Raw genomic sequence first — 21,608 nt, forward strand, 5'->3', positions numbered from 1 at the left:
GCCCATCTACTATGTTTAGGCGGCAGCCCTCGACCACGGCAAGTAATGTGAAATGAAAACCGCAGGTAGAACGCCTGCGATTTTTCATGAAACGCGGCTATGGTCAGGGGTATCGGGTCAAACGTAGTAGATGGGCCCATTTCGTGGCGGGCGCCGTCAGCCGATCTCCGCGGGCGGAAGAAAGCAGATCATTTTGGTCTCGCAAGGCTTGCGGAGGCACTCGCGCAGGGCCGCCCGAACAAAACTATGCCGGTTTACTACGATGAACTCGACATTCCCGACCATGACTGCATTTTTCTAAATATCGCAAGCGTTCTACCTGCGGTTTTGGAAGCGTGCAATTTGCCGTGGTCGAAGGTGGGCGATTCATCGTAGTAAACCGGCATAGTTTTGAAATGGCATTAAATCGATAGCAGCCATTTTGCTATGCCGGGGTGGTCGGTTGTTGGGCAATTACCCTCGCAGGTAGGCGATGGCGATCTGCGTGCGGTTGCGTAGGCCCATTTTGGCAAGGATCGAGCTGATGTGGTTGCGTACGGTGCCTTCGCCCATGTAAGCGGCGGCGGCAATCTCCTTGTTATCGAGGCCGCGGGCGATGAGCTCGGCGACTTCGAACTCACGGTCGGTCAGGCTGGCAAAGGCGGCGGGTCGGCGAGGCGTGCTGGCATCGGCGCCTGTCCCGTCAAAATCGATGTCCTCGATCGCCTTGCCCTCGAGCACGCGTTTGCCGTCCATGACCTGCGCCAGTGCCGGTGGAATGGCGGCGACATCGGTTTTGATCAGGTAGCCGCGGGCGCCCAGTTTGAGCGCCGACACAATGTACTCGTCATCCGAGAATGTTGTCAGAAACACCACGCGCGCCGCAGGGTCGCGCTCGAGGATCTCGCGTGCCGCCGAAAGGCCGTCGCGCCCCGGCATCTGGATGTCGAGTAGCGCGATATCGGGCGCGTGCTCGGCGTAGAGCGCGACCGCGTCGTCGCCATTGGCGCCGGTACCCACCACCTCGATCTGCGGCTGTGCGCCCAGGATAATCTTGAGCGAATCGACCACCAAACGGTCGTCGTCGACAACTATGAGCCTCATCGGGCCTCATCTCCTTGCTGTTTGGGAACGGTGGCAAACACACGCCAGCCGCCGGCGCCGGCGCGCGGGCCGGCGGTGAAGGTGCCGCCAAGCGCCTCGACGCGCTCGCGCATGGAGCCGAGCCCCATGCCTTCCGCGACGTTGCTGCTGCTCGCCGGGGTCGCGTCTGCGCCATCATCGGTAACGATGAGCTGGTAAAACGACGGATGCTCCATGCACCGCACGGTAATGGTTTTGGCATGGGCGTGGCGTATGGTGTTGGAGAGCGCCTCGCGCAGGACCGCCGCAAAGCAGTTGGTGATGTTGGCGGGCGCATGCTCGGCCAAAACCTCAATCTCAATCTGCGGGCCGCCATCTGAGCACGCGCCTTCCACGATGCACTCGAGCTGTACGGAGAGGTCGGCGGCAGTGTCATTGAGCGCGTGGACGCTGGCGCGCACAAGTTGGAGCGCCTCGTCAACGGTGTGCTTGACGTCGGCGAAATCGGCGGCAACCCTGGGCTCGTCGGCGTGCACGACGCGCAGGGCCTCGGTCTGCAGCGAGGCACGTGTAAGTTGGTGGCCAACGCTATCGTGGATCTCGCGCGCGATGCGGGCGCGTTCGGCGAGTGTCGCGAGCTCGACTTCGTAGTCCTGGCGGTCGGCAAGGTCACGGTTGCGCGCTTCGAGCGCGAGGGCTCGTTCCTGCAGCTCGTCGCGGATGCGGCGCATGCGCTGCTGCTCGCGCTCCAACTGGGCGGTACGCAGTGACAGTAGGGTGGCGGCGACTGAAAGGATGGCGGTCAGCAGGAGCGTTCGAGCGGCAAGCGCGTCGGCGCGAAGGTCCGCGACGAGTGCAAAGACAAAGGCGACGCCAATGCCCAGCGCGACCCAAACGCGTTCACGGCGCACGCGCCGCGCGATGTCATAGAGGGCGAGGGGCGCAAACGGCACAAACGGCGGCACGAAGACAGCCGCGATGATGTAAGCGTAGCTCGCGGCCTCGCTTGTGCGGCTCGTGCGTTCCTTCTGTGCGAGCTCGGCCAGCGAGGTGGCAATAACGCCAAGGCAAAACGCCGCGACCAGGCGAGCGTCCACAGCAAGGCCCGTGGCGGCCGCAATGCAGCACGCCAGCACGATCGATTTGTCGAAAAGCCTGTTCATACGGGTATTGTACGCGAAGCCGCGCGCGGGGGAGGCGCCGCCCGGGGCAACCGTGACATTCCTCCCACGCGGCGGGGCGGTCGCGTCAGCAGGCTACGCGACCGCCCCGCACTCGTGACAAAGCTCACTGGTGCGCGCCGTCAGCTCCTGCGATGATGCAATCGTACCGGGCCGCAAGCAACAGAAGGGCCGCCTCATGACAGACATCGTCCACGTCGAAAACCTCGTTAAGCGCTACGACGACCTTATTGCGCTCGACCACTTTAACCTGAGTATCGCCCCCGGCGAGATCTTTGGCCTGCTGGGCCCCAACGGCTCGGGCAAGACCACGTCCATCAACTGCATCCTGCAGCTGCTCGCCTACGACAAAGGCACCATCGAGCTGTTCGGCGAGCGCATGACGCCCGCCCGCTACGACCTCAAGCGCCGCATCGGTGTGGTGCCTCAGCAGGTGGCGGTGTTCGACGAGCTCACCGTGCGCGAGAACATCGACTATTTCTGCAGTCTCTACGTCAACGACCGCAAGCGCCGCCGCGCGCTGGTGGACGAGGCGATCGACTTTGTCGGCCTGGGCGACTTTACCAAGTTCCGCCCCGGCAAGCTCTCGGGCGGCCTGGCGCGTCGTCTCAACATTGCCTGCGGCATCGCGCACAAGCCCGAGCTCATCTTTTTTGACGAACCCACGGTGGCGGTCGACCCGCAAAGCCGCAACGCCATCCTGGAGGGCATCTGCCGCCTGCGCGACGAGGGCGCCACGGTGGTGTATACCAGCCATTACATGGAGGAAGTCGAGCAGATCTGCAGCCGCATCATGATCATGGACGGTGGGCGCGTGCTGGCGCAGGGCACTAACGACGAGCTCAAGCGCATGATTCAGATGGGCGAGAAGATTGTAATCGAGGTCGGCGAGGTTCCGAGTGCGGCGCTCGGTGCCGTCGCAAGCCTGCCGCACGTTCTGGACCTTTCGGCAACGGCGGGACAACTCACGTTTTCGTGCGAAGCGAGCCCGCACAACCTGACGGACATTCTCGATGCGCTGCGCTCGCATGACGTGCCGCTCGGCCGCATCTATTCCGAACCGCCGACCCTCAACGACGTATTCCTCGAGATCACCGGCCGCGAGCTGCGCGACTAGGGGGCGGCCATGTTCAACACCATCATCACCACGGTCAAGACGCTGCTGCGCCGGCCGAGCACGTGGGTCTGGGGCGCTCTCTTTCCTATCGCGCTTTCCACGATGTTCATGTTTATGTTTGCGAACCTCAGCTCCGACGGCACGGTCGACCCGGTGCCGGTTGCCGTCGTGGCGGACGAGGCCTGGGATGCCTCGACCTTTAAGGATGTGGCAGCTTCGCTTGCCAAGGCAGGCGACGATCAGCTGCTCGATGTGAGCGAGTACGAAGACTTGGCTGCCGCGCGCAAAGCGCTCAAGGCCGGCGAGGTCGCGGGCATCTATACGGTTGATGCCGCGGGCACGCCCAGGCTCACGCTGCTTTCGAGCTATGACAGCTCGCGTGCGTCGACGGTGCTTACCGACCGCAGCATCCTTGAGACGGTGGCAAGCTCGTATACGCAAAATGCCGAGCTCATGTCCCAGATTGCCCAAGACAACCCGGCCGCCCTTGCCGACCCGGAGGCGGTTGCGCGCGCTCTGTCGCTCGAGGGCGGAACCCGCCGCGTGAGCCTGACTCGTGCCACGCCCGATGGCACGGTCATTTACTACTACGCGCTCTTTGGCCTGGTCGCGATGATGTCTGCCGAGTTTGCCGCTTTGAGCGTCGTCGATTTGCAGCCCAATCTGTCCGGCCTCGGCGCGCGCCGCTGCGTGGGCGGTCTTTCCAAGACGGCGTCGCTGGCCGGCATTTTTGTCGGCTCGTGGCTGGTTTCCTTTGCATCGATGGCGGTTGCGATCGGCTACGTGCGCCTGGTCGTGGGCGTCGACTTTGGCGGGCGCGAGGGGTTGTGCCTGCTGGGCGGGGCTGCATCCGCGCTTGCCGCCACGGGCCTGGGGCTTTTTGTGGGCACGCTTCCCGTTAAGGGCGGCAAGGCATCCAAGTCGGGCATCCTCACGGGCTTTGCCACCACGTGCGCCCTGTTCGCCGGCCTCTACGGCGAGCCGGCGATGGCGCTTGCCGATGACGTCGCCCGCGCTTGTCCGGTCGAGTGCTGGCTCAACCCCGTCAAGCTCATCTGCGACATGTTCAATCGCCTGTATTTCTTTGAGGACCTGGGGCCCTTCGCTGTTCGCGCCGGCGCGCTCGTCCTGATGGCCCTGGTGTTTGTCGCCGCCGCTACGCTGATCTTTGGAAGGAGCCGCTATGAGCACCTTTAAGACCGCGCTTCGCATGGCGCTGGCGCACCCGTTCTACCTGCTCATCTATACGGTGTTCATCTCGCTCATGGGCGTATTCATCGCGGCTTCGGTGAGCTGGAACTCGTCGCAGCTTACCGAGTACAAGCCCTACGACACCAACGTGATCGTGGTCGACCGCGACAATAGCGACCTTTCGCGGGCGCTTACCAAGCACCTGGGCTCACGCTTTGACCTGGTCACGGGCGTCGGCGACGACACATACGACCTTGCCGACGCGCTCTCCAAGAGCAACAGCGCCAAGGGCAGTGCCGATTGCGTGTTCTTTATCCCGGAGGGGTTTGAGGACGATCTTGTTGCAGCCGCCCGTGCGGGGGAGGCCCTGCCCAAGCTCGACGTGACCTATGGTTCCGGCACCATGGCGGCGGCGCTTTCGTCCGCCGAGGCCTCGCGCTGGATCTCGCTCGCGGGCGCTGCGGCGGCGCTTGAACCCGCTGCCTCCAACGGTGACGTCGTAAGGGCCGCCGAGCACGCGGCCGCAAAGCGCGCGGAGGTCCAGATCGAGCAGGTCAAGGTCGACTCGACTGCTGCTACCACGCTCGAGTCGTACTTCAACTTTGGCGCGTACGCGATCATCTCGTCGGTCATCGTGTCGGTGGGACTGGTGTTTTCGGGCATGAACGAGCCCGAGCGCGTGCGCCGCATGGATGCCAGCCCGGTCTCTGAGCGCCAGCGTTCGCTCGCTGTGTTCGCGGCCGCCGCCGTGCTCACCGTTTGCATCTGGCTTGTGTCGAGCATGATGGGCGTCGTGGGCTTTGCCGGCGCGGTTGCCGAGGTCGGCGTGGGCCGCGTGTGCCTGGCGCTGGCGGCAACGTTTGCCCTGGCGTGCACGCCGCTGGCCGTTGGCTTTACGCTGTCGAGCCTGGGCGCGCGCGAGGAGCTGCTCAACGGTGTGGGCAACCTGCTCGGCATGCTCATGACGTTTTTGGGCGGCGCCTGGATGCCGCTGTCGCTCATGGGCTCGGCCGTGCAGACGGTGGCGCACTTTGTGCCGACGTATTGGGTGAACGACGCAATCGGCAAGGCGCTTGCCTCGGACCTGACGTCTGCCGTGTTGGGCGACATCGTCTGTGACCTGGGCGTCACCGTGCTCTTCGCCGCCGCCATCGCCGCCGTAGGCCTAGCCCTCGCACACGCCAAATCCCACGCCTAGCCACCTAGTCATTGGGGACAGTCTTTGCCGATTCGCCGGCAGGGCTGGCAGGGACTGTCCCAATATGTCGGCACTTGGGGACGCTCCTTTCCTGCCGGCACTCATTGGGGACAGACTTAAATGAGCGATTTCACTCATTTAAGTCTGTCCCCAATGAGTAGGTTGGAAAAAAGTCGCGCACGTCGCTTAAAAATAGTTCGCCCAGGTTTACTATTACCCTAGAAAAGTAGCAGAAGGCTAACAACGGGGGATAACATGGCGACAAAGCAAGCCTATGTCCAGGTCAAAGGGCTCAAGAAACACTACGGCGACGGTGATGCGCGCCTGACGGTACTCGATGGCATCGACACGTCCATCAACCGCGGCGAGATCTGCGTCATGCTGGGGCCCTCGGGCTCGGGCAAGTCGACCTTTCTCAACCTGATCGGCGGCCTGGAGGATGCCGACGGTGGCTCCATCATGGTGGACGGCTGCGACCTCACGGTGCTCAAACCTACCGATCTGGGCGAGTATCGCCGCCGTGAGCTGGGTTTTGTCTTCCAGTTCTACAACCTGGTGCCCGATCTCACCATCAAGGAGAACATCGAGGTCACGGCGCACCTGTCCAAAAACCCGCTCAATGTCGACGACCTGCTGCGTTCGCTGGGCCTCTACGAGCACCGCAACAAGTTCCCGCGCCAGGTCTCGGGCGGCCAACAGCAGCGTTGCGCCATCGGCCGCGCACTCGTCAAAAACCCGGGCCTGCTGCTGTGCGACGAGCCCACCGGCGCGCTTGACTACAAGACATCCAAGGAAATCTTGCAGCTCATGGAGGATGTTAACCGCACCTACGGCTGCACCATCATCATCGTCACCCACAACGCCGCCATCGCCCGCATGGCCAACCGCGTGCTGCGCCTGCGCGACGGCCGCATCGTCGAGGATGAGCTCAACGAGTCACCCGTCGCGGCCGCCGAGCTCGATTGGTAGGCGGCGCCATGACACCTCTCGCAAAACGTCTCCCGCGCGAGCTGCGCCGCAATATCGGCAAGTACCTGGGCATCTTTTTGCTTATGTGCGGAAGCATCGCCCTTACCTCGGGCTTTTTGCTCGCGGCGCATTCCATCGGCTGCCTCATCGACGACATGCGCGACGAGTACACGATCGAGGACGGCCGCGTGACCACCTCCTTCGAGGCTACCAAAGACCAGCTCAAGGCCGCCGAGGATGCAGCCGGCGACGTCGGCGGCGTTACGTTCTACAAGAACTTCTCTATCGACGCCATCATCAAAAAGGCGGCTGGCGACGACGGCACCAAGCGCACCCTGCGCACCTACGCGCATCGCTCCAAGGTTGACATTGCGTCCTACTGCGAAGGCAGGCAGCCCAAGACGGACGATGAGGTGGCAATCGACCGTGTCTTCGCCACCAACAACGACCTCGCCGTGGGCGATAAGGTCGAGCTTGAGGGCCGCACCTACACCATCTGCGGCATCATGACCCAGCCCGATAGCCAGGCGTTGTTCCTCGACAATTCGGACTTTACGGTGAACACCATCACGTACGGCGTGGCCGAGGTCACCGACGCCGGCTTTGCCGCGCTTGAGGACGCCGGCGGCGCGCCTGCCTACACCTACTCCTTTACCTTTACCGATCGCGACCTCCCCACCGCGGATCGCATCGATACGGAGCAGGATATGGTCGAGGCGCTGGCCGATGCCGATGCGCGCGTGGACGATCTGATCGATGCCGATTCCAATCAGGGCATTGGCTATGCGCGCGACGACGTCGACGGCGACTCCATGATGTGGATGACGCTGCTCGACATTATCATCGTGATCATGGCGTTTGTCTTTGTGGTCCTTACCGACGCCACCATCGAGGAGGAGAGCGCCATTATCGGCACGCTGCTCGCCAGCGGCTATCGCCGTCGCGAGATCGTGCTGCATTACCTGGCACTTCCCGCCATCGTGGGCGTGCTCGCGGCACTTTTGGGAACCGCGCTCGGCGTTGCGTTCTTTACCGAGCCCATGCGCGGTCTCTACTACGGCTCGTACAGCCTGCCGCCCTTCCAGGTGTACTGGAGCTGGGAGATCTTCGTGAAGTGTGCCGTGGTCCCCGCCGCTGCGCTCATCCTCATCACGCTGGTGGGCCTGCTTCGCAAGATGGGCAAGACGCCGTTGCAGTTCCTTCGTCACGAGGCGAGCGGCAAATCGGGCACCAAGCGCGGCCTGCAGCTGCCGGAGTGCATGGGCTTTGTCTCGCGCTTCCGCCTGCGCGTCTTCCTGCGCAACCTGGGCAACTTCGCCACGCTCTTCGTGGGCATTGCATTCGCCTCGCTGCTGCTGCTCTTTGGCCTGGCGATTTTGCCCACGATGACGCACTACGCCGACAACCTCGAGACGAGCCTGGTCGCCGAGCATCAGTACACACTCAAGGCGCCGCTGGAGCTCGAGGGCACTACCGAGGAGCGCGAGCAGTGGTCGGCACTCGAGCGCTTGCAGTCGGTTGACGGCGCGCTGCTTTCTGCCGCCCAGGATGCCGATGACGAGCTTGACGGCGCGGCCGATGCGGCGCAGACGGCAGCCGATGCCGCGACCGCATCTCCGTCTGCCGAGAGCCTGACCGCAGCGCAGGATGCGCTTGCCAAGGTCCAGGACAAGAAAGATGTGCTTTATGCGCGCCTCGATGACCTTGCCGATGCCCTCGGCTGCAACCGCGACGAGGCTATCGACCTGATCGACAAGGCCTCTAAGATCGACACTGACAACGACGATATCCACCCGGTCAATTCGACCGACAACGGCGCGGGCGCAATCGCGCAGGCCGAGAAATATGCCGTCTACCAGCTGCAATGCGACCGCGGCGATGGTAATGGCGAGGAGACGATTTCCGTCTACGGTATTTCATCCGATTCGCGTTATTGGAAAGACCTCAACGTCGGCGATGGGCGCGTCGTCTTTGGCGGCGGTCTGCTCGATAAGTTTGGCTGGAGCGAGGGTCAGAAGGTCACGCTCAGCGACAAGTATGAAGGCGAGAATCATTCCTTTAAGTACGCGGGCAAGGACTGCGTTTGGGGCTCTAAGTCGGATATGAATGTCTATATGAGCATCGACGACTTTAACGAGCTGTTCGGCAACGACGCCGCCTACTTTAACGGCTATGTGAGCGACGAGAAGCTCGACCTCGATGCGCGCTACTTTGCCGGCGACACCACGCCCGACGACATGCGCGCCGTGGGCGACCAGTTCATCGGCATGATGAGCAAATTGATCGGCATGATGGTCGGGCTCGCGGTGTTTATCTTCCTGCTGTTTATGTATCTGCTGACCAAGGCTGTTATCGACCATAGCGCCCGGTCGATCAGCTACATGAAGGTCTTTGGCTATCGCGATGGCGAGATCTCGCATCTGTACATCCGCTCGATCACGCTGTGCGTGGCGGTGTCACTCGTGCTGAGCCTGCCCGTGATCATTGGTTCGCTGACCGCGATTTTTCGCTCGATGCTGCTCGCCTACAACGGCAATATCGAGATCTACGTGCCCGCTTGGTCCATGGCTGCATGCGTCGGCATCGGCTTTGCGACCTACCTGGTCGTGGCGCTGCTACACACGCGCTCTATCAAGCGCGTCAGCCTGGCCGAAGCCCTCAAGGTGCAGGAGTAGTCATTGGGGACGTTCTTAAACGACTAGTCGTTGGGGACAGTCTTTGCCGGATCGCCGGCTCGCTGGCCGGGCGGCAAGCACTCATTTAAGTCTGTCCCCAATGAGTGCCTAGCGACTCGGCGTTGCGCTTGACTTCAACCCCACTTCAACGGGTACCATCCTCTATGTCTGTAACGCCATATAGACCGAGGGGATATATCTATGACCGCAACCGCACCCGCAGCACCGGCAAAGGTGTACTTCACCAACCTGCGCACGCATGCTCGCGAGAGCCAGCTCGACAAACTCAAGCGCCTCATTCGCCGCGCCGGCATTGAGCAGATCGACTTTGAGAACAAGTTTGTCGCCATCAAGATTCACTTTGGCGAGCTGGGCAACCTGAGCTTTTTGCGCCCAAACTACGCCCGCGCCGTCGCCGACGTGGTGAAGGAGCTGGGCGGCAAGCCCTTCCTCACCGACTGCAACACGCTCTATGTGGGCAGCCGCAAAAATGCGCTCGAGCACATCGATACCGCCTACCAGAACGGCTTTACCCCGTATGCCACGGGCTGCCAGATCATCATCGCCGACGGTCTCAAAGGTACCGACGAGGCGCTCGTCCCGGTCGAGGGTGGCGAGTACGTGCGCGAGGCCAAGATCGGTCAGGCGCTCATGGATGCCGACATCGTGATCAGCCTCACCCACTTTAAGGGCCATGAGCAGGCCGGCTTTGGCGGTGCCATGAAGAACCTGGGTATGGGCGGCGGTAGCCGTGCCGGCAAGATGGAGCAGCACGCCGCTGGCAAGCCGAGCGTCGATACCACCAACTGCGTTGGCTGCCGTGCCTGCGAGAAGATATGCGCGCACAGCGCCATCACGTTTGACGGTACGCGTGAGCGCGAGCTTGCCAACGGCAAAACCCGTACGGTTCACGTTGCCGCTATCGACCACGATCGCTGCGTGGGCTGCGGACGCTGCATTGCGGCGTGCAACCAGGACTGCATCAAGCCCGACTATGATGCCGCGGCCGACGTACTCAACTACAAGATCGCCGAGTACACCAAAGCCGTCGTCGACGGCCGCCCGAGCTTCCACATCTCGCTTGCCATGGATATCAGCCCCAACTGCGACTGCCATCCCGAAAACGACACGCCTATCGTCAACGATATCGGCATGTTCGCGAGCTTCGACCCGGTCGCCATCGATCAGGCCTGTGCCGATGCCGTCCTGGCATCCGAGCCGCTGCCCAACACCGTGCTTACCGACAGCGCGGCCAAAATGGAGCACAATCACGAGCATTTGAAGGGCGAGCAGGCTAAGGACCCCTTCTGCATCACGCACCCCGACACCGACTGGCGCTCCTGCATCGCGCATGCCGAGAAGATCGGCCTGGGCACGAGCAAGTATGAGCTCATCGAGGTCAAGTAACACCTAGCTATTGGACAAAACAAGCGCCTCTGTGGCGTAAGTCGAGCAAAAGCCGCCCGCGAGCACAGCGCTCGCGGGCGGATTTCCGGAAGTATGCGGCAAATTTCGAGACCGCCGAGCACACGACGTTTTTTGGCAACAAAACCCCTGATAAATTGTTGATAAAACTGCGGTCTGGTCGGCAGTTCCAGATTTTGCCGCATACTTCCGAAAATAGGGGGTCAGATAAAGCCCCGGACGTTGCTTTTTGCCTAAAAATTCTTTCCGAGGAAGTCGTCGACCGTCTTCCAGTAGAGCTCGGGGTCGACTTGCGCGCTCTTGGCGTGGGTGGCGCCGTGGATAGTGAGCTTCTGTTTAACCTTGCTGGCGCACGCCTCGTAGTTTTGGTCGAGCATGCTGTACGGTACAAAGGTGTCTTGGTCACCGTGGATAAAAAGCATGGGAACTGTTGCACGTTTGAGTTGATCCACGCTGCTTGCCTTATGGAAGTCGTAGCCCGCGCGCACGTTGCACACCAAGTTTGCTACATCGAGCAAGGGAAAGCTGGGCAGGCCGAACACGTCCTTGAGCTGCAGAGAAAACTCGTCCCAGACGCTCGTGTAGCCGCAGTCCTCGATAATGCATTTCACATTTGCGGGCAGAGATTCCCCCGCGACATTCATGGCCGTCGCCGCGCCCATCGACTCGCCAAAGACCAGGATGCGCGCCTTGGGATCGGCCGCAACGATCCGCCCGATCCACGCGACGGCATCGAGTCGCTCGGGCCAGCCCATGCCGATGTAGTCACCGCCGGAACGCTCGTGGGCGCGGGCGGCAGGTGCGAGCACGTTCATGCCGCGGTCGTGGAATCTCTTGGCGTATCGGGCCATACCGATGGGCTCATCGGTGTATCCGTGTAGGCAGATAGCGTAATTGTGCGTGCTCTCTGGGGCGGCAAAATACCAGGCGGCAAGTTCGGTTCCGTCATCTGCGGTGAGGCTGCTACTCTCGCGGTTTTCTATAAACCATGCCCGCGCCTCGACTGCCTCGGCATCCATCTGCTCGCCCTTTTTGCCGTCCTTGCCGTCCTGCATCATCTTCATGGTGTAGGGCGCTTGGGGATTCAGGGCAAAGTCGAACAAGAAGTTGCCGGCAAACCCCAGCAGCGCGACAACGAGCACCAGCGCAACAACACCGGCTACCTTAAGCTTTCGATGGGAACGTGCGTTTTGAGACATAAGAAGCTTTCCTATAAGATGTTAATACATCAACATTTAATGCAAGCGCATTATGGACGTTCACCGTTGATGCGTCAACAGGCAAAGAATGGGTAAACAAAGGGTCACGTATGGTGCAAATTTCGCACGCACCCAGACGCTTTGATATAGTGTTGAGAACTCTTTACGTTGGAGGATGTAACCGGCATGTCCGATTCGAGCGACAGTTCTAAGCCGCGACCCAAGACCGCGGCCGTTCCACACTACACGGTGGGCGAGGAGATCATGAACTCCGTCACCCATGGTGTCGGCTGCCTGCTGGGTATCGCGGGCCTGGTGCTCCTGATCGTATTCGCTGCCTTGCGCGGCGGAGGCCCGGCCCACATGGCCGCGGCGATTGTCTATGGTGTCAGCATTATCCTCGAATACCTAGCCTCTACGCTCTACCACGCGATTCAGCCCGCGCGCGCCAAGCGCGTGTTTCGCATCATCGACCACAGCTGCATCTACCTGCTCATTGCCGGTAGCTATACGCCGTTTTGCCTCATCACGCTCGCAAACGACGGCGGCCCTGCGCTGTTCTTTGCCGTATGGGCCATCGCCATTATCGGCATTGCCCTCGAATGCTTTATGCGCGAGCGCCAGCCGCACTGGGTAAGCGGCCTGGTCTACCTGCTGATGGGCTGGCTCGTCGTCTTTAAGCTGCCCGAGCTCGTGTCGCTGCTCAACCCCGTGGCACTTGCTCTGCTCGCTGTCGGCGGCGTGTGCTACACCGTGGGCGTGCCGTTCTACATCGCCAAAAACGTGCGTTACCTGCACAGTGTGTTTCACTTGTGGGTGCTCGCCGGCAGCATCTTCCAGTTCATGGCGGTGATTCTCTTCGTAATCTAGCGACCGCGCCTGCGCGCCCGCGTCCTCGTTTGGGCGCCGGTGCAATTGCCGTATCCGTCATCAACGTTTTGACCTGACGTCCCGAATCTTGGAGGTTCGAGAAACTCCCGATGGACATAACCATCTCCCTTATCACCACCCTCGTTTTGACCCTCATCAACGGCTACTTCTCTATGTCCGAGATGGCGCTCACCACGGCCAAGCGCGCCGTGCTGGAGCATGAGGCCGAGGAAGGCGACAAGCGCGCCGAGCGTGCCATTAAGCTGGCTGCCGATTCCGACCAGCTGCTCGCCACCATTCAGGTCGCCATCACGCTCGTGGGCTTCGCCTCGTCCGCCGTCGCCTCGACGAGCCTGTCCGACCCGCTCGCCACATGGCTCATGAGCTTTGGCATCGCGCCGCTTTCCGCCATCGCGCGCGGCCTGGCGCCGGTCATCATCACCGTCGCGGTCGCCTTTGTGTCCATCGTGATCGGCGAGCTTGTGCCCAAGCGCATCGGCCTCGCAAACGCCGAGGGCGTATCCAAGCAGGTCGTGGGACCGCTTTCCGTGTTCCAAAAGATCGCCCGCCCGCTCGTGTGGCTGACCGGTGCCTGCTCCGACGGCCTGGCCCGCATCCTGCGCATCAAGAGCGCCGACGACCGTCAGAACGTCTCGGAAGAAGAGATCAAGTACATGGTCTCGGAGCAGGACGACCTGCTCGACGAGGAAAAGCGCATGATCCACGAGATCTTCGACCTGGGCGACACCGTGGCTCGCGAGGTCATGGTGCCGCGCGTGGACACCACCATGTGCGAGGACGACGAGACAGTCGCCGACGTGCTGTCCACCATGCGCCAGACCGGCTTCAGTCGCATCCCCGTCTATCACGAGGACCCCGACAACGTCGCGGGCATCGCGCACATCAAGGACCTGATCCAGCCCGCGCTCGACGGCAAGGGCGACCAGCCCATTGCCGACTTTTTGCGCGATGCCACCTTTGTGCCCGACACCAAGGACATCCTGCCGCTGCTGTCCGAGATGCAGACTTCGCACGACCAGATTGTGGTCGTCGTGGACGAGTACGGCGGCACGGCCGGCATCATCACCATCGAAGATATCGTCGAGGAGATCGTCGGCGAGATCGAGGACGAGTTCGACCCCGACAACAAGTACCTCACACGCCTTTCGCGCCGCGAGTGGCTTGTCGATGGGCGTTTTTCGTGCGATGACGCGATTGAGCTTGGTTGGCCGCTCGAGGAAAGCGATGATTATGAGACTATCGCCGGCTGGATTTTGGAGCTTTGCGACTCGGTGCCCGACATCGGAGAGGTGTTTGAGGTCGCGGGGTACAAGTTCAAGGTGCAGTCGATGCGTGGCCAGCGCATCTCGCTCATTCGCGTGATCGCTCCGGCCGAAACCGATAAGAAGGATTCCGAGTCCTCGGCAGAGAAGCCGGCGGCGTCGGGTGCGGGCTCTGCGGACCCGCACGACGGCGACGAGTAGGGCAAGGACGAGTAGGGGAGAGTTATGGCAGGCCTGTTCAACATCCTTAAGGTCACCGTCAGCGAGGACAAGATTTGCGCGCACGTGCTGGTGAACCCCGGCATGCCGCTCATGACCTCGGAGGATATCGAGGCCACGGCGCGCGTGTACTACCTGGTGCCCGCGATTGCCAAGCACCTGTGCCTGGGCGATTCCGGCCGCGAGTTCCAGGACTGCATGGGCCAGACCGAGCTTTGCCACCTGCTGGAGCACGTGACGGTCGAGCTCATGAACGAGACCGGTCTTGCCGGCAGCATCTCGTGCGGCCGCACGCGCGTAAGCGAGCACGACGAGCGCGTCTTTGAGGTTGAGCTTTCGTGCCCCGACGACGCGCTGGCTATCGGCGCGCTGTCTTCGGCCACCTTTATGATGGATTGGGCCTATCTGCACGCCGACCAGCCCGCCCCCGATGTGGACGGCACGGTCGCGGGCCTGCGCAACCTGGTGCTGGGCATGCGTGCCGAGGCCGAGGGCAAGGACCCGCACGAGGCCGTTGCCGCTGCGAACGGCGAGGACGTGGCCGAGGATGCGCCCGAGGGCGACGCTCCTGCCGAGGCCGACGCCGACGCCGAGCCCGTTGCCGACGCGCCTGCTGAGCCCGAGTCTGCGGAGCCCCAAGGTGTCCCGAGCTTTGACGACGAGCCGCAGGAGGCAATCGATACCGAGGGTGCGGTCGCCGAGAACCACGAGGCCCCCGCGGCCGTCTTTGGCGGTGCGGCAACGGCTCCGTCCGGCTCGGCGCACGAGGGCAACCTGCCGCTCGTCGATGGCGCCGGCGAGGATCCGGCCGCCACGGTCGCCATGCCGGCTGCGCCTCAGGAGTAGGCTCACTCGCTTATCACCATCATGTACCTGCGCTTTTACCGTACGCAGATGAGCGCGACGGCAAGTGTTGCGCTGCGGGTATAATGGACAGCATTCAAACGGTGGGCATCGAGGTGCCCGCAGGAGAGGAATGATCATGGGAAAGACTTTCAGCTTTGTCTCCGGTGCGCTCTTTGGTGCTGCTGCCGGCGCTATCATCGGCGTTGCTCTGGCCCCGCGCTCGGGTGCCGAGACCCGCGCCATGGCCGCCGATATCGCCAACGATGCCTGGGACAACATGCGTGACACCTACGAGCACGGTGCCGAGGAGGCTCGTGCCGCGGTCAACGACTTTGGTCCGATGGTCGACGCCAAGACCGATGACCTGCGCGCCAAGGTCGACCTGGCCCGCGAGCGCATGGACCAGCTTCGCGAGCAGCTCAACGATGCCATCTCGGGCGGCAACGTGACGCCCGCTGCCGACGTCGTGGTCGAGAACGTCGCCGAGGCCGACACCGAGGCCACGGAGCCCTCGACCGAGGCATAATGCGCGCAGGGGATTTTGTCGGCGTCAAGGTTTATCGTAAGCCTGCCGAAGACAAGCGCACCAAAAAGGACGGCACGCCGCGCAGCCCTAAAAAGCTCGGCAAGATTCACTTTCCCGTCTTTACCCCGGGCGGCACGCGCGTGGTGGGCTTTATGGTCCGCCAGTCCGATATCGCGGGTATGATCGAGCGTCCCGACCGCTTTGTGGCGCTCGATGCCATCGGCGTCTATGAGGGTGCTGTCGCGGTCGAGGACGTCAAGGGCACCTACGATGCCGCCGCGGCCAAGCGCCTCGATATCAACCTGGACGATTGCATCATCTGGGTTGGCATGGACGTGCGCACGGAATCGGGCGATGTCGTGGGCTACTGCTCGGACGTTGAGTTCAAGCCGCGCTCGGGTATTGTGCAGATGTTCTACGTGACCGCCGGTGCCGCTTCGAGTGTGCTGGTGGGCGACACGCAGGTGCCGCCGACGATGCTGCGCGGCTACGAGAACGGCGCGATGATTGTCTCGGACGAGGTCAAGACGCTCGGGTATTCGGGCGGCGCGGCCGCCAAGGCTGCCGAGGCCAGTGTCGTGGTGGGCGATAAGGTCAAGAAGGGCGCCAAGGTGCTCGATGACAAGGGATCGGTCGCCGTGGACAAAGGCAGCCGCGCACTGGGCAAGCAGCTCGGCAAGACGCGCGGTATGTTCAAGGCCTTTAAGGACGAATATCAAAAGGCGAGCGGGGGCTCGTCAAAAGCTACAAAATAGCGACGTACCAAATGATGGGAGGCAAGCCGGAGACCTGTTGCTCCGGCTTGCTGTGTTTATGGGGGAGGGCACATGCGCCAAAACGGATCCAACTTAAACGGGCGTTCGGGTGCGCGTCCGACGGCGCGCCGCGACCTGGGGCAGCTGCCCAGCGGTCAGCGCCGTCGCCGCCGTAAGCCCGGCGCGATGTACCTCAACCATAGCCGCGGGTTTAGCGACCGCAGCGCGCGCATCGGCAACGGGCGCTCGCCGCGCCGACCGTCCCGTCTGCCCTATGCGCTCATTGCCGTGGGCTGTGCGCTCGTGCTGTTTATCGCTGCCGTCGTGGGCTACGTCAACCGCAGCGTGGACGTGGAACTTAACGGGCAAAAGACCGCGGTGCGCGTGGGCTCTACGCTGCAGAATCTCATCGACGACCAGGAGTTGACCGATACCTACGACGCAGGCGACCTGCTGGCCGTCGATGACAGCGTGCTCAAGCGCCATGGCGGCGAAAAGCTGTCGGTTAAGGTGGACGGCAAGCGCATAAAACAGGGCAAATGGGATAGCCGCGAACTTGAGGGCGGCGAGAAGGTGACGGTCAAGGATGGCCGTAACACCTACGAGAAGCACGAGGTTCAGGCTACGGTTATCGAGCCCAAGCTCAAGGTCGAGGGCACGGGCGCTATCGAGTATGTGCAGACATGGGGTGTCCAGGGCCGCTCCGAGGTGTGGGTTGGTGAGCAGTCGGGCAAGACGCAGGACCGCGGCGAGGTTGTGCCCGCCACCGATTGCGTCGTTGCGTGCGCCAGCGTGGCGCCCAAGGGCAACAAAAAGTACGTGGCGCTGACGTTTGACGAGGGTCCGAGCGGCGCCACCAAACAGATCTTGCAGGTGCTCAAGGAAAAGGGCGTTACCGCGACGTTCTTCCTTTCGGGCGATGCCGCGGAAGCCTCGCCCGCTACTGCCAAAGCGATTGTCGATGCCGGGTGCGAGATCGGATCCAACAGCTACAGCGACGATTCGCTCAAGGGTCAGGACCGTGAGACGGTACGCGAACAGATCACGAAAGGCACCGATGCGATTAAGTCGGCGACCGGCGTGAAGACGATGCTGCTGCGTGCTCCCTACGCTGCCTTTGACGAGCAAAACTGGATTGATGCGATGGACCTGGTCTCCGCCGTGGTCTCGTGGAATATTGACTCGGGCGACTGGCTGCTCAACGGTGCCGACGAGCAGGTCTCAACGGTGCTCGATTCGGTGACGCCGGGCAATATCGTGCTGCTCACCGATAGAGACGAATGCGCCGAGCAGACGCTCGAGGCGCTGCCGCAGATTATCGACGGTCTTGTCGCCGACGGATACAAGATCGTGACGCTCAGCGACCTGGTCAAGACGGACACATCGCTCAGCAAAAAGCTCACCTCGCTGACGAAGGTCACCATGCCCAAGGACGCCGTGTTCCCCCAACTTGCCGAGGACGATGACACCACAGAGTAGTCATTGGGTAGTCGTTTAAGAACGTCCCCAAGGGCTATGTCACGGATACGTCAGCGTTTGGTATGCCTGCAATGTGCAGCGCATAAATTCGATGCCGCAGGGCGATGCTGATGCTATAGTTACTGCGGTTAATGAGGGTCAAGAGAAAGGTTACAGGTGAAATCCAAACCTCGACCATACAGTCGATGACCCCATGCAGGTGCTTTTTGCGCATGCACGGGGTGTAAGCGTCGAGCGGCGTGCCGCCCGCGCATGCGTATACATATCCAGAAGCCCCCGGACGCCGCACGCGCGGCCGCGTCCGGAGGAATAATGATGGGGAGCACCATTGAATTATCTGAGTGAGATGCTCAAATTGCCGGTCTTGGACGTCGACGGCGAAAAGCTCGGCGTGGTCAACGATTTTGGCATTGCTACCGGCGAAGTTTTTCCGCACGTGACGTCGCTCGCGTTCCGCGGCCCCGGCAAGACGCCGTTTATGATCAGCTGGCGCAAATGGGTCGACCGTATCGACGAGACGGGCGTGTACCTTAAGGCGTCGGCCACCGAAATCCGTTTTTCGTACCTGCAGCCGACCGAACTCTTGCTTGCCCGCGACGTGCTCAACAAGCAGATTGTCGACACGCAGGGCATGAAGGTCGTGCGCGTAAACGACATCAAGTTTTCCATGTCGGGCGAAAACCAGCTGCGCCTGCTGGGCGCCGAGGTCGGTGCCCGCGGTCTGCTACGCGCCATCAGCCCCGCGCTCGAGCATATCGTTGAAGGCTTTATGAAGCACCTGGGCAAGCCGCTCAGTGAGGATATCATCGCTTGGTCCTACATGGACCTGCTCGACCGCTCGACCAAGAACATTCAACTCTCGGTGTCGCACAAGACGCTCGGCGAGCTGCACCCTGCCGACATCGCCGACATTATCGAGCAGCTCGACCCGCGTCTACGTGCGCAGGTGTTTGCGCAGCTCGATACTGCCCAGGCCGCCGAGGCCATCTCGGAGTTCGATGACGACGAGCTTATGACCGAGATGCTCGAGGGCCTGTCCGATACGGACGCATCGTCGATGCTGGCCATGATGGACCCGGACGATGCAGCCGACCTGATCGACGAGCTCGATTACGAGAAGGCCGAGAAGCTCCTGCGCCTGATGGGCGTCAAGGAGGAGAAGGCGATTCGTAACCTGCTAGGGTATGAAGACAACACCGCCGGCCGCATCATGACCTCGGAGTTTGTCTCCCTGCCCGCCACGGCAACGGTCGGTGACGCCATCGAGGCGATTCGCGAGCTCGACGAGGACTTCGAGAGCGTCTACTACGTCTATACCGAGGATCCGAGCGGCATGCTGACCGGCGTGCTTTCGCTGCGCACGCTGATCGTAGCCGACCGCGACGCCACGCTGGGTCAGCTGGCCTATCGCGACCTGGTCTATGTGTCGCCCGACGAGGACCAGGAAGACGTAACGGACGAGATGACCAAGTACGACCTGGTTGCCATCCCTGTCTGCGACGAGAACCGTCATATCCTGGGTATCGTAACCTTCGACGACGCCATGGACGTTATTGCCGAGGAGCATCAGGAGGACCTGCAGATCGCCGGTGTCGGCTCGGGCGATAGCGCGTCGGACGACTCGACGAACGTGCTCAGCTGGTTCGTGCATCGCCAGTACTGGGTTGTTGTATGGGGCATCGCGTCGTGCATCATGGCGACCGTGCTGGGAACGGCGCTCGGCTCCGCGCATCTGGTGGTGTTCCCCATGTGCGCCATGCCGCTCGTGCTGCTGGCGGCCTCGCGCATGGTGTCGTTCGTCAAGAACTACTTCCTGGAGTATGACGGTCACGACGATGAGCCCAAGCCGTATCTGGGGTTCTTCTTCCAGAGCACGGGCATGGGCCTGATTCTGTCACTCGTGACCTACCTGTGCGCCCAGCTGGTGCGCACCGCTGCGTTCCCCGATGCGTCCATGTTTGAGGAGCAACTCTTTACCGGGTGCTTTAACATCGCGGCCATCGTCTGTCTGATTGGCAACATGAGCGCCGTGATTTACCTGATGGTGCTGTTCTGGCGTGACGAGCATGACCTCAACACGTCGGGCACCGCCATGAACGTTATTGCCGTCATGATCTCGTGCGTAGCGTACTGCGTCGCTGCGGTGCTGCTCACCATGTCGGTCATGGGTTAGGTGGTCGCGTGCAAAATACCAAGCAAAAGTCGGGCACCAAGCAAAAGTTGACCATCGCGGCCATCTTTGGCGCTATGGGTCCCGGTCTGCTGGCGGCGCTTTCGGGCAATGACGCCGGCGGCATTGCAACGTATTCCAGCGCGGGCGCCAGCTATGGCTATAAGATGCTCTGGATGCTTCCCGTCATGACTGTGCTGCTCATCGTGACGCAGGAGACCGCGGCGCGCTGCGGCTGCGTCACGGGCAAGGGCCTGGCATCGCTCATTCGCGAGCGCTTTGGCGTGCGCAAGAGTGTACTTGCTATGGCGGCGCTGTTGATCGCCAACACGGCTGTGACCATTTCGGAGTTTGCGGGCATCGCCAGCGGCCTTGCTCTCTTTGGCGTGCCGGCGAGCATCTCGGTGCCGTTGGTGGCGCTGCTGGTGTGGATGCTTACCATGTCGGGTAGTTTCCAGCGCATCGAGAAGATCCTGCTGCTGGTAAGCTGCGTCTTCGTGACCTATATTGTCGCCGCGTTTATGGCTGGCCCCAACTGGGGTGAGGTCGCGGTCGACCTGGTCGTGCCCAATATTCAAAACGACCCCAGCTACGTGTCGCTCGTGGTCGCAACGATCGGTACCACCATCGCACCGTGGATGATCTTTTTGGCGCAGAACAACGTGGTCGATAAGAACGCGGGCGAGGACGACATCGTGCTGCAGCGTATTGATACCGTGAGCGGCTCGCTTGCTGCCGATGTCATTGCCGGCTTTATTATCATCACGACCGGTACGGTGTTGTTCCCGGCGGGTATTCAGATTAGCGATGCCGCCGATGCTGCCCGCGCGCTGGAGCCTATTGCGGGTCAGTGGTCCACGGTACTGTTTGCCTCGGGCTTGGTCGCGGCGAGCTTCTTGGCCGCCTGCGTGCTGCCGGGCGTTACGTCGAGCGCTATCTGCGAGGCATTTGGCTGGGAGCGCGGTGCCGACCGCAGCTGGGACGAGGCCCCGGTCTATCGCGGCATCATTACGGCCATCATCGGTATCTCTGCCGTGCTGGTGCTTATGCCCGGCGTCGATCTGTTCCAGATTATGATGACCTCGCAGGTCATCAATGGCGTGCTGCTGCCCGTGGTTCTGGTGTTCCAGGTAGTTATTGCCGCTGACCGTCACATTATGGGCACTAACCGCAACGGCCGCGTGTGGAATGTGCTCACTTGGGCGACTATCGGTGTGATTACGGTGCTGACGGTCGTCATGTTTGTTCTGCAGGCGATGGGTTACAGCGCTTAGCGCCTCTTTTGGACTCCAAACAGGCCGCAGCGATGGACTGCGGCCTGTTTTTTGCCCGCTATAGGGCGTTAGTTATATGGCAGTGGACAAAAAATGCCAAATATGAGTACTGTTGCCTTGCCGATAGCATTTACGACCAAGAAAATAATGAACATAGTTAAGAATCTGT

The 21,608-nt window shown here is 61.7% G+C and carries 17 protein-coding genes; 14 read left to right on the forward strand and 3 right to left on the reverse strand.

Annotation, left to right across the window (positions count from 1 at the left end; translation table 11 throughout):
* Positions 1 to 453 precede the first annotated feature (453 nt).
* Together DXD39_RS06280 and DXD39_RS06285 are read right to left on the reverse strand one after the other, a co-directional pair.
* A complete protein-coding gene (locus tag DXD39_RS06280) occupies positions 454 to 1,083 on the reverse strand; it encodes a response regulator transcription factor (RefSeq protein WP_117803505.1) in 630 nt (209 codons plus the stop codon).
* A complete protein-coding gene (locus DXD39_RS06285; protein WP_117803506.1) occupies positions 1,080 to 2,225 on the reverse strand; it encodes a sensor histidine kinase in 1,146 nt (381 codons plus the stop codon). Before DXD39_RS06285 ends, DXD39_RS06280 begins: the two co-directional genes overlap by 4 nt.
* Positions 2,226 to 2,421: 196 nt before the next feature.
* Here DXD39_RS06285 and DXD39_RS06290 point away from each other — a divergent pair, with 196 nt between their 5' ends.
* From DXD39_RS06290 to DXD39_RS06315, 6 genes are all read left to right on the forward strand, one after another.
* Positions 2,422 to 3,360 (forward strand): ABC transporter ATP-binding protein, encoded by a 939-nt coding sequence (locus DXD39_RS06290; protein WP_055251488.1) that lies wholly within the window; start codon positions 2,422 to 2,424, stop codon positions 3,358 to 3,360.
* A 9-nt stretch (positions 3,361 to 3,369) separates the two neighbouring features.
* Complete coding sequence (locus tag DXD39_RS06295) at positions 3,370 to 4,557, forward strand: ABC transporter permease (protein WP_117803507.1); 1,188 nt, start codon at positions 3,370 to 3,372, stop codon at positions 4,555 to 4,557.
* Entirely contained in the window at positions 4,544 to 5,749 is a 1,206-nt protein-coding gene (locus DXD39_RS06300; protein WP_117803508.1) for an ABC transporter permease, read from the forward strand. Before DXD39_RS06295 ends, DXD39_RS06300 begins: the two co-directional genes overlap by 14 nt.
* 255 nt (positions 5,750 to 6,004) lie before the next feature.
* The gene (locus DXD39_RS06305; protein ID WP_117803509.1) at positions 6,005 to 6,718 is read left to right on the forward strand and encodes an ABC transporter ATP-binding protein; all 714 of its coding nucleotides are present in this window, start codon (positions 6,005 to 6,007) and stop codon (positions 6,716 to 6,718) included.
* An 8-nt stretch (positions 6,719 to 6,726) separates the two neighbouring features.
* On the forward strand, positions 6,727 to 9,393 hold the full coding sequence (locus DXD39_RS06310) for an ABC transporter permease (protein WP_117803510.1): 2,667 nt from the start codon (positions 6,727 to 6,729) through the stop codon (positions 9,391 to 9,393).
* A 201-nt stretch (positions 9,394 to 9,594) separates the two neighbouring features.
* A complete protein-coding gene (locus tag DXD39_RS06315; RefSeq protein ID WP_117803511.1) occupies positions 9,595 to 10,800 on the forward strand; it encodes a DUF362 domain-containing protein in 1,206 nt (401 codons plus the stop codon).
* Between the two features lie 251 nt (positions 10,801 to 11,051).
* On the opposite strand, the gene DXD39_RS06320 is transcribed toward DXD39_RS06315, so the two are convergent.
* The gene (locus DXD39_RS06320; protein ID WP_117803512.1) at positions 11,052 to 12,017 is read right to left on the reverse strand and encodes an alpha/beta hydrolase; all 966 of its coding nucleotides are present in this window, start codon (positions 12,015 to 12,017) and stop codon (positions 11,052 to 11,054) included.
* A gap of 186 nt (positions 12,018 to 12,203) precedes the next feature.
* Here DXD39_RS06320 and DXD39_RS06325 point away from each other — a divergent pair, with 186 nt between their 5' ends.
* The 8 genes from DXD39_RS06325 (at position 12,204) to DXD39_RS06360 (ending at position 21,439) form a co-directional block, all read left to right on the forward strand.
* The gene (locus DXD39_RS06325; protein ID WP_199572137.1) at positions 12,204 to 12,887 is read left to right on the forward strand and encodes a hemolysin III family protein; all 684 of its coding nucleotides are present in this window, start codon (positions 12,204 to 12,206) and stop codon (positions 12,885 to 12,887) included.
* Positions 12,888 to 12,997: 110 nt separating this feature from the next.
* The gene (locus DXD39_RS06330) at positions 12,998 to 14,371 is read left to right on the forward strand and encodes a hemolysin family protein (protein ID WP_117803513.1); all 1,374 of its coding nucleotides are present in this window, start codon (positions 12,998 to 13,000) and stop codon (positions 14,369 to 14,371) included.
* Positions 14,372 to 14,395: 24 nt separating this feature from the next.
* A complete protein-coding gene (locus DXD39_RS06335; RefSeq protein ID WP_233541127.1) occupies positions 14,396 to 15,235 on the forward strand; it encodes a hypothetical protein in 840 nt (279 codons plus the stop codon).
* Between the two features lie 136 nt (positions 15,236 to 15,371).
* Positions 15,372 to 15,761 (forward strand): YtxH domain-containing protein, encoded by a 390-nt coding sequence (locus DXD39_RS06340; RefSeq protein WP_117803579.1) that lies wholly within the window; start codon positions 15,372 to 15,374, stop codon positions 15,759 to 15,761.
* The gene (locus DXD39_RS06345) at positions 15,761 to 16,516 is read left to right on the forward strand and encodes a PRC-barrel domain containing protein (protein ID WP_117803514.1); all 756 of its coding nucleotides are present in this window, start codon (positions 15,761 to 15,763) and stop codon (positions 16,514 to 16,516) included. The genes DXD39_RS06340 and DXD39_RS06345 overlap by 1 nt, the downstream gene beginning before the upstream one ends.
* 72 nt (positions 16,517 to 16,588) lie before the next feature.
* Positions 16,589 to 17,995 carry a polysaccharide deacetylase family protein gene (locus DXD39_RS06350; RefSeq protein WP_233502635.1) on the forward strand — a complete coding sequence of 469 codons (1,407 nt, stop codon included), beginning with the start codon at positions 16,589 to 16,591 and terminating at the stop codon, positions 17,993 to 17,995.
* A gap of 328 nt (positions 17,996 to 18,323) precedes the next feature.
* A complete protein-coding gene (locus tag DXD39_RS06355) occupies positions 18,324 to 20,168 on the forward strand; it encodes a magnesium transporter (protein ID WP_117803515.1) in 1,845 nt (614 codons plus the stop codon).
* A gap of 74 nt (positions 20,169 to 20,242) precedes the next feature.
* Positions 20,243 to 21,439, forward strand: a complete 1,197-nt coding sequence (locus DXD39_RS06360; RefSeq protein ID WP_117637211.1) for an Nramp family divalent metal transporter — start codon at positions 20,243 to 20,245, stop codon at positions 21,437 to 21,439.
* Positions 21,440 to 21,608 lie beyond the last annotated feature (169 nt).

This window comes from Collinsella sp. TM04-29, assembly GCF_003466565.1.
In the GTDB taxonomy this organism is placed as follows: Bacteria; Actinomycetota; Coriobacteriia; order Coriobacteriales; family Coriobacteriaceae; genus Collinsella.

Excerpts from the sequence above, each read along its gene's own strand:
- DXD39_RS06280 (WP_117803505.1), bottom strand. The coding sequence starts at position 1,083 with ATGAGGCTCATAGTTGTCGACGACGACCGTTTGGTGGTCGATTCGCTC.
- DXD39_RS06285 (WP_117803506.1), bottom strand. The coding sequence starts at position 2,225 with ATGAACAGGCTTTTCGACAAATCGATCGTGCTGGCGTGCTGCATTGCG.
- DXD39_RS06290 (WP_055251488.1), top strand. The coding sequence starts at position 2,422 with ATGACAGACATCGTCCACGTCGAAAACCTCGTTAAGCGCTACGACGAC.
- DXD39_RS06295 (WP_117803507.1), top strand. The coding sequence starts at position 3,370 with ATGTTCAACACCATCATCACCACGGTCAAGACGCTGCTGCGCCGGCCG.
- DXD39_RS06300 (WP_117803508.1), top strand. The coding sequence starts at position 4,544 with ATGAGCACCTTTAAGACCGCGCTTCGCATGGCGCTGGCGCACCCGTTC.
- DXD39_RS06305 (WP_117803509.1), top strand. The coding sequence starts at position 6,005 with ATGGCGACAAAGCAAGCCTATGTCCAGGTCAAAGGGCTCAAGAAACAC.
- DXD39_RS06310 (WP_117803510.1), top strand. The coding sequence starts at position 6,727 with ATGACACCTCTCGCAAAACGTCTCCCGCGCGAGCTGCGCCGCAATATC.
- DXD39_RS06315 (WP_117803511.1), top strand. The coding sequence starts at position 9,595 with ATGACCGCAACCGCACCCGCAGCACCGGCAAAGGTGTACTTCACCAAC.
- DXD39_RS06320 (WP_117803512.1), bottom strand. The coding sequence starts at position 12,017 with ATGTCTCAAAACGCACGTTCCCATCGAAAGCTTAAGGTAGCCGGTGTT.
- DXD39_RS06325 (WP_199572137.1), top strand. The coding sequence starts at position 12,204 with ATGTCCGATTCGAGCGACAGTTCTAAGCCGCGACCCAAGACCGCGGCC.
- DXD39_RS06330 (WP_117803513.1), top strand. The coding sequence starts at position 12,998 with ATGGACATAACCATCTCCCTTATCACCACCCTCGTTTTGACCCTCATC.
- DXD39_RS06335 (WP_233541127.1), top strand. The coding sequence starts at position 14,396 with ATGGCAGGCCTGTTCAACATCCTTAAGGTCACCGTCAGCGAGGACAAG.
- DXD39_RS06340 (WP_117803579.1), top strand. The coding sequence starts at position 15,372 with ATGGGAAAGACTTTCAGCTTTGTCTCCGGTGCGCTCTTTGGTGCTGCT.
- DXD39_RS06345 (WP_117803514.1), top strand. The coding sequence starts at position 15,761 with ATGCGCGCAGGGGATTTTGTCGGCGTCAAGGTTTATCGTAAGCCTGCC.
- DXD39_RS06350 (WP_233502635.1), top strand. The coding sequence starts at position 16,589 with ATGCGCCAAAACGGATCCAACTTAAACGGGCGTTCGGGTGCGCGTCCG.
- DXD39_RS06360 (WP_117637211.1), top strand. The coding sequence starts at position 20,243 with ATGGGTCCCGGTCTGCTGGCGGCGCTTTCGGGCAATGACGCCGGCGGC.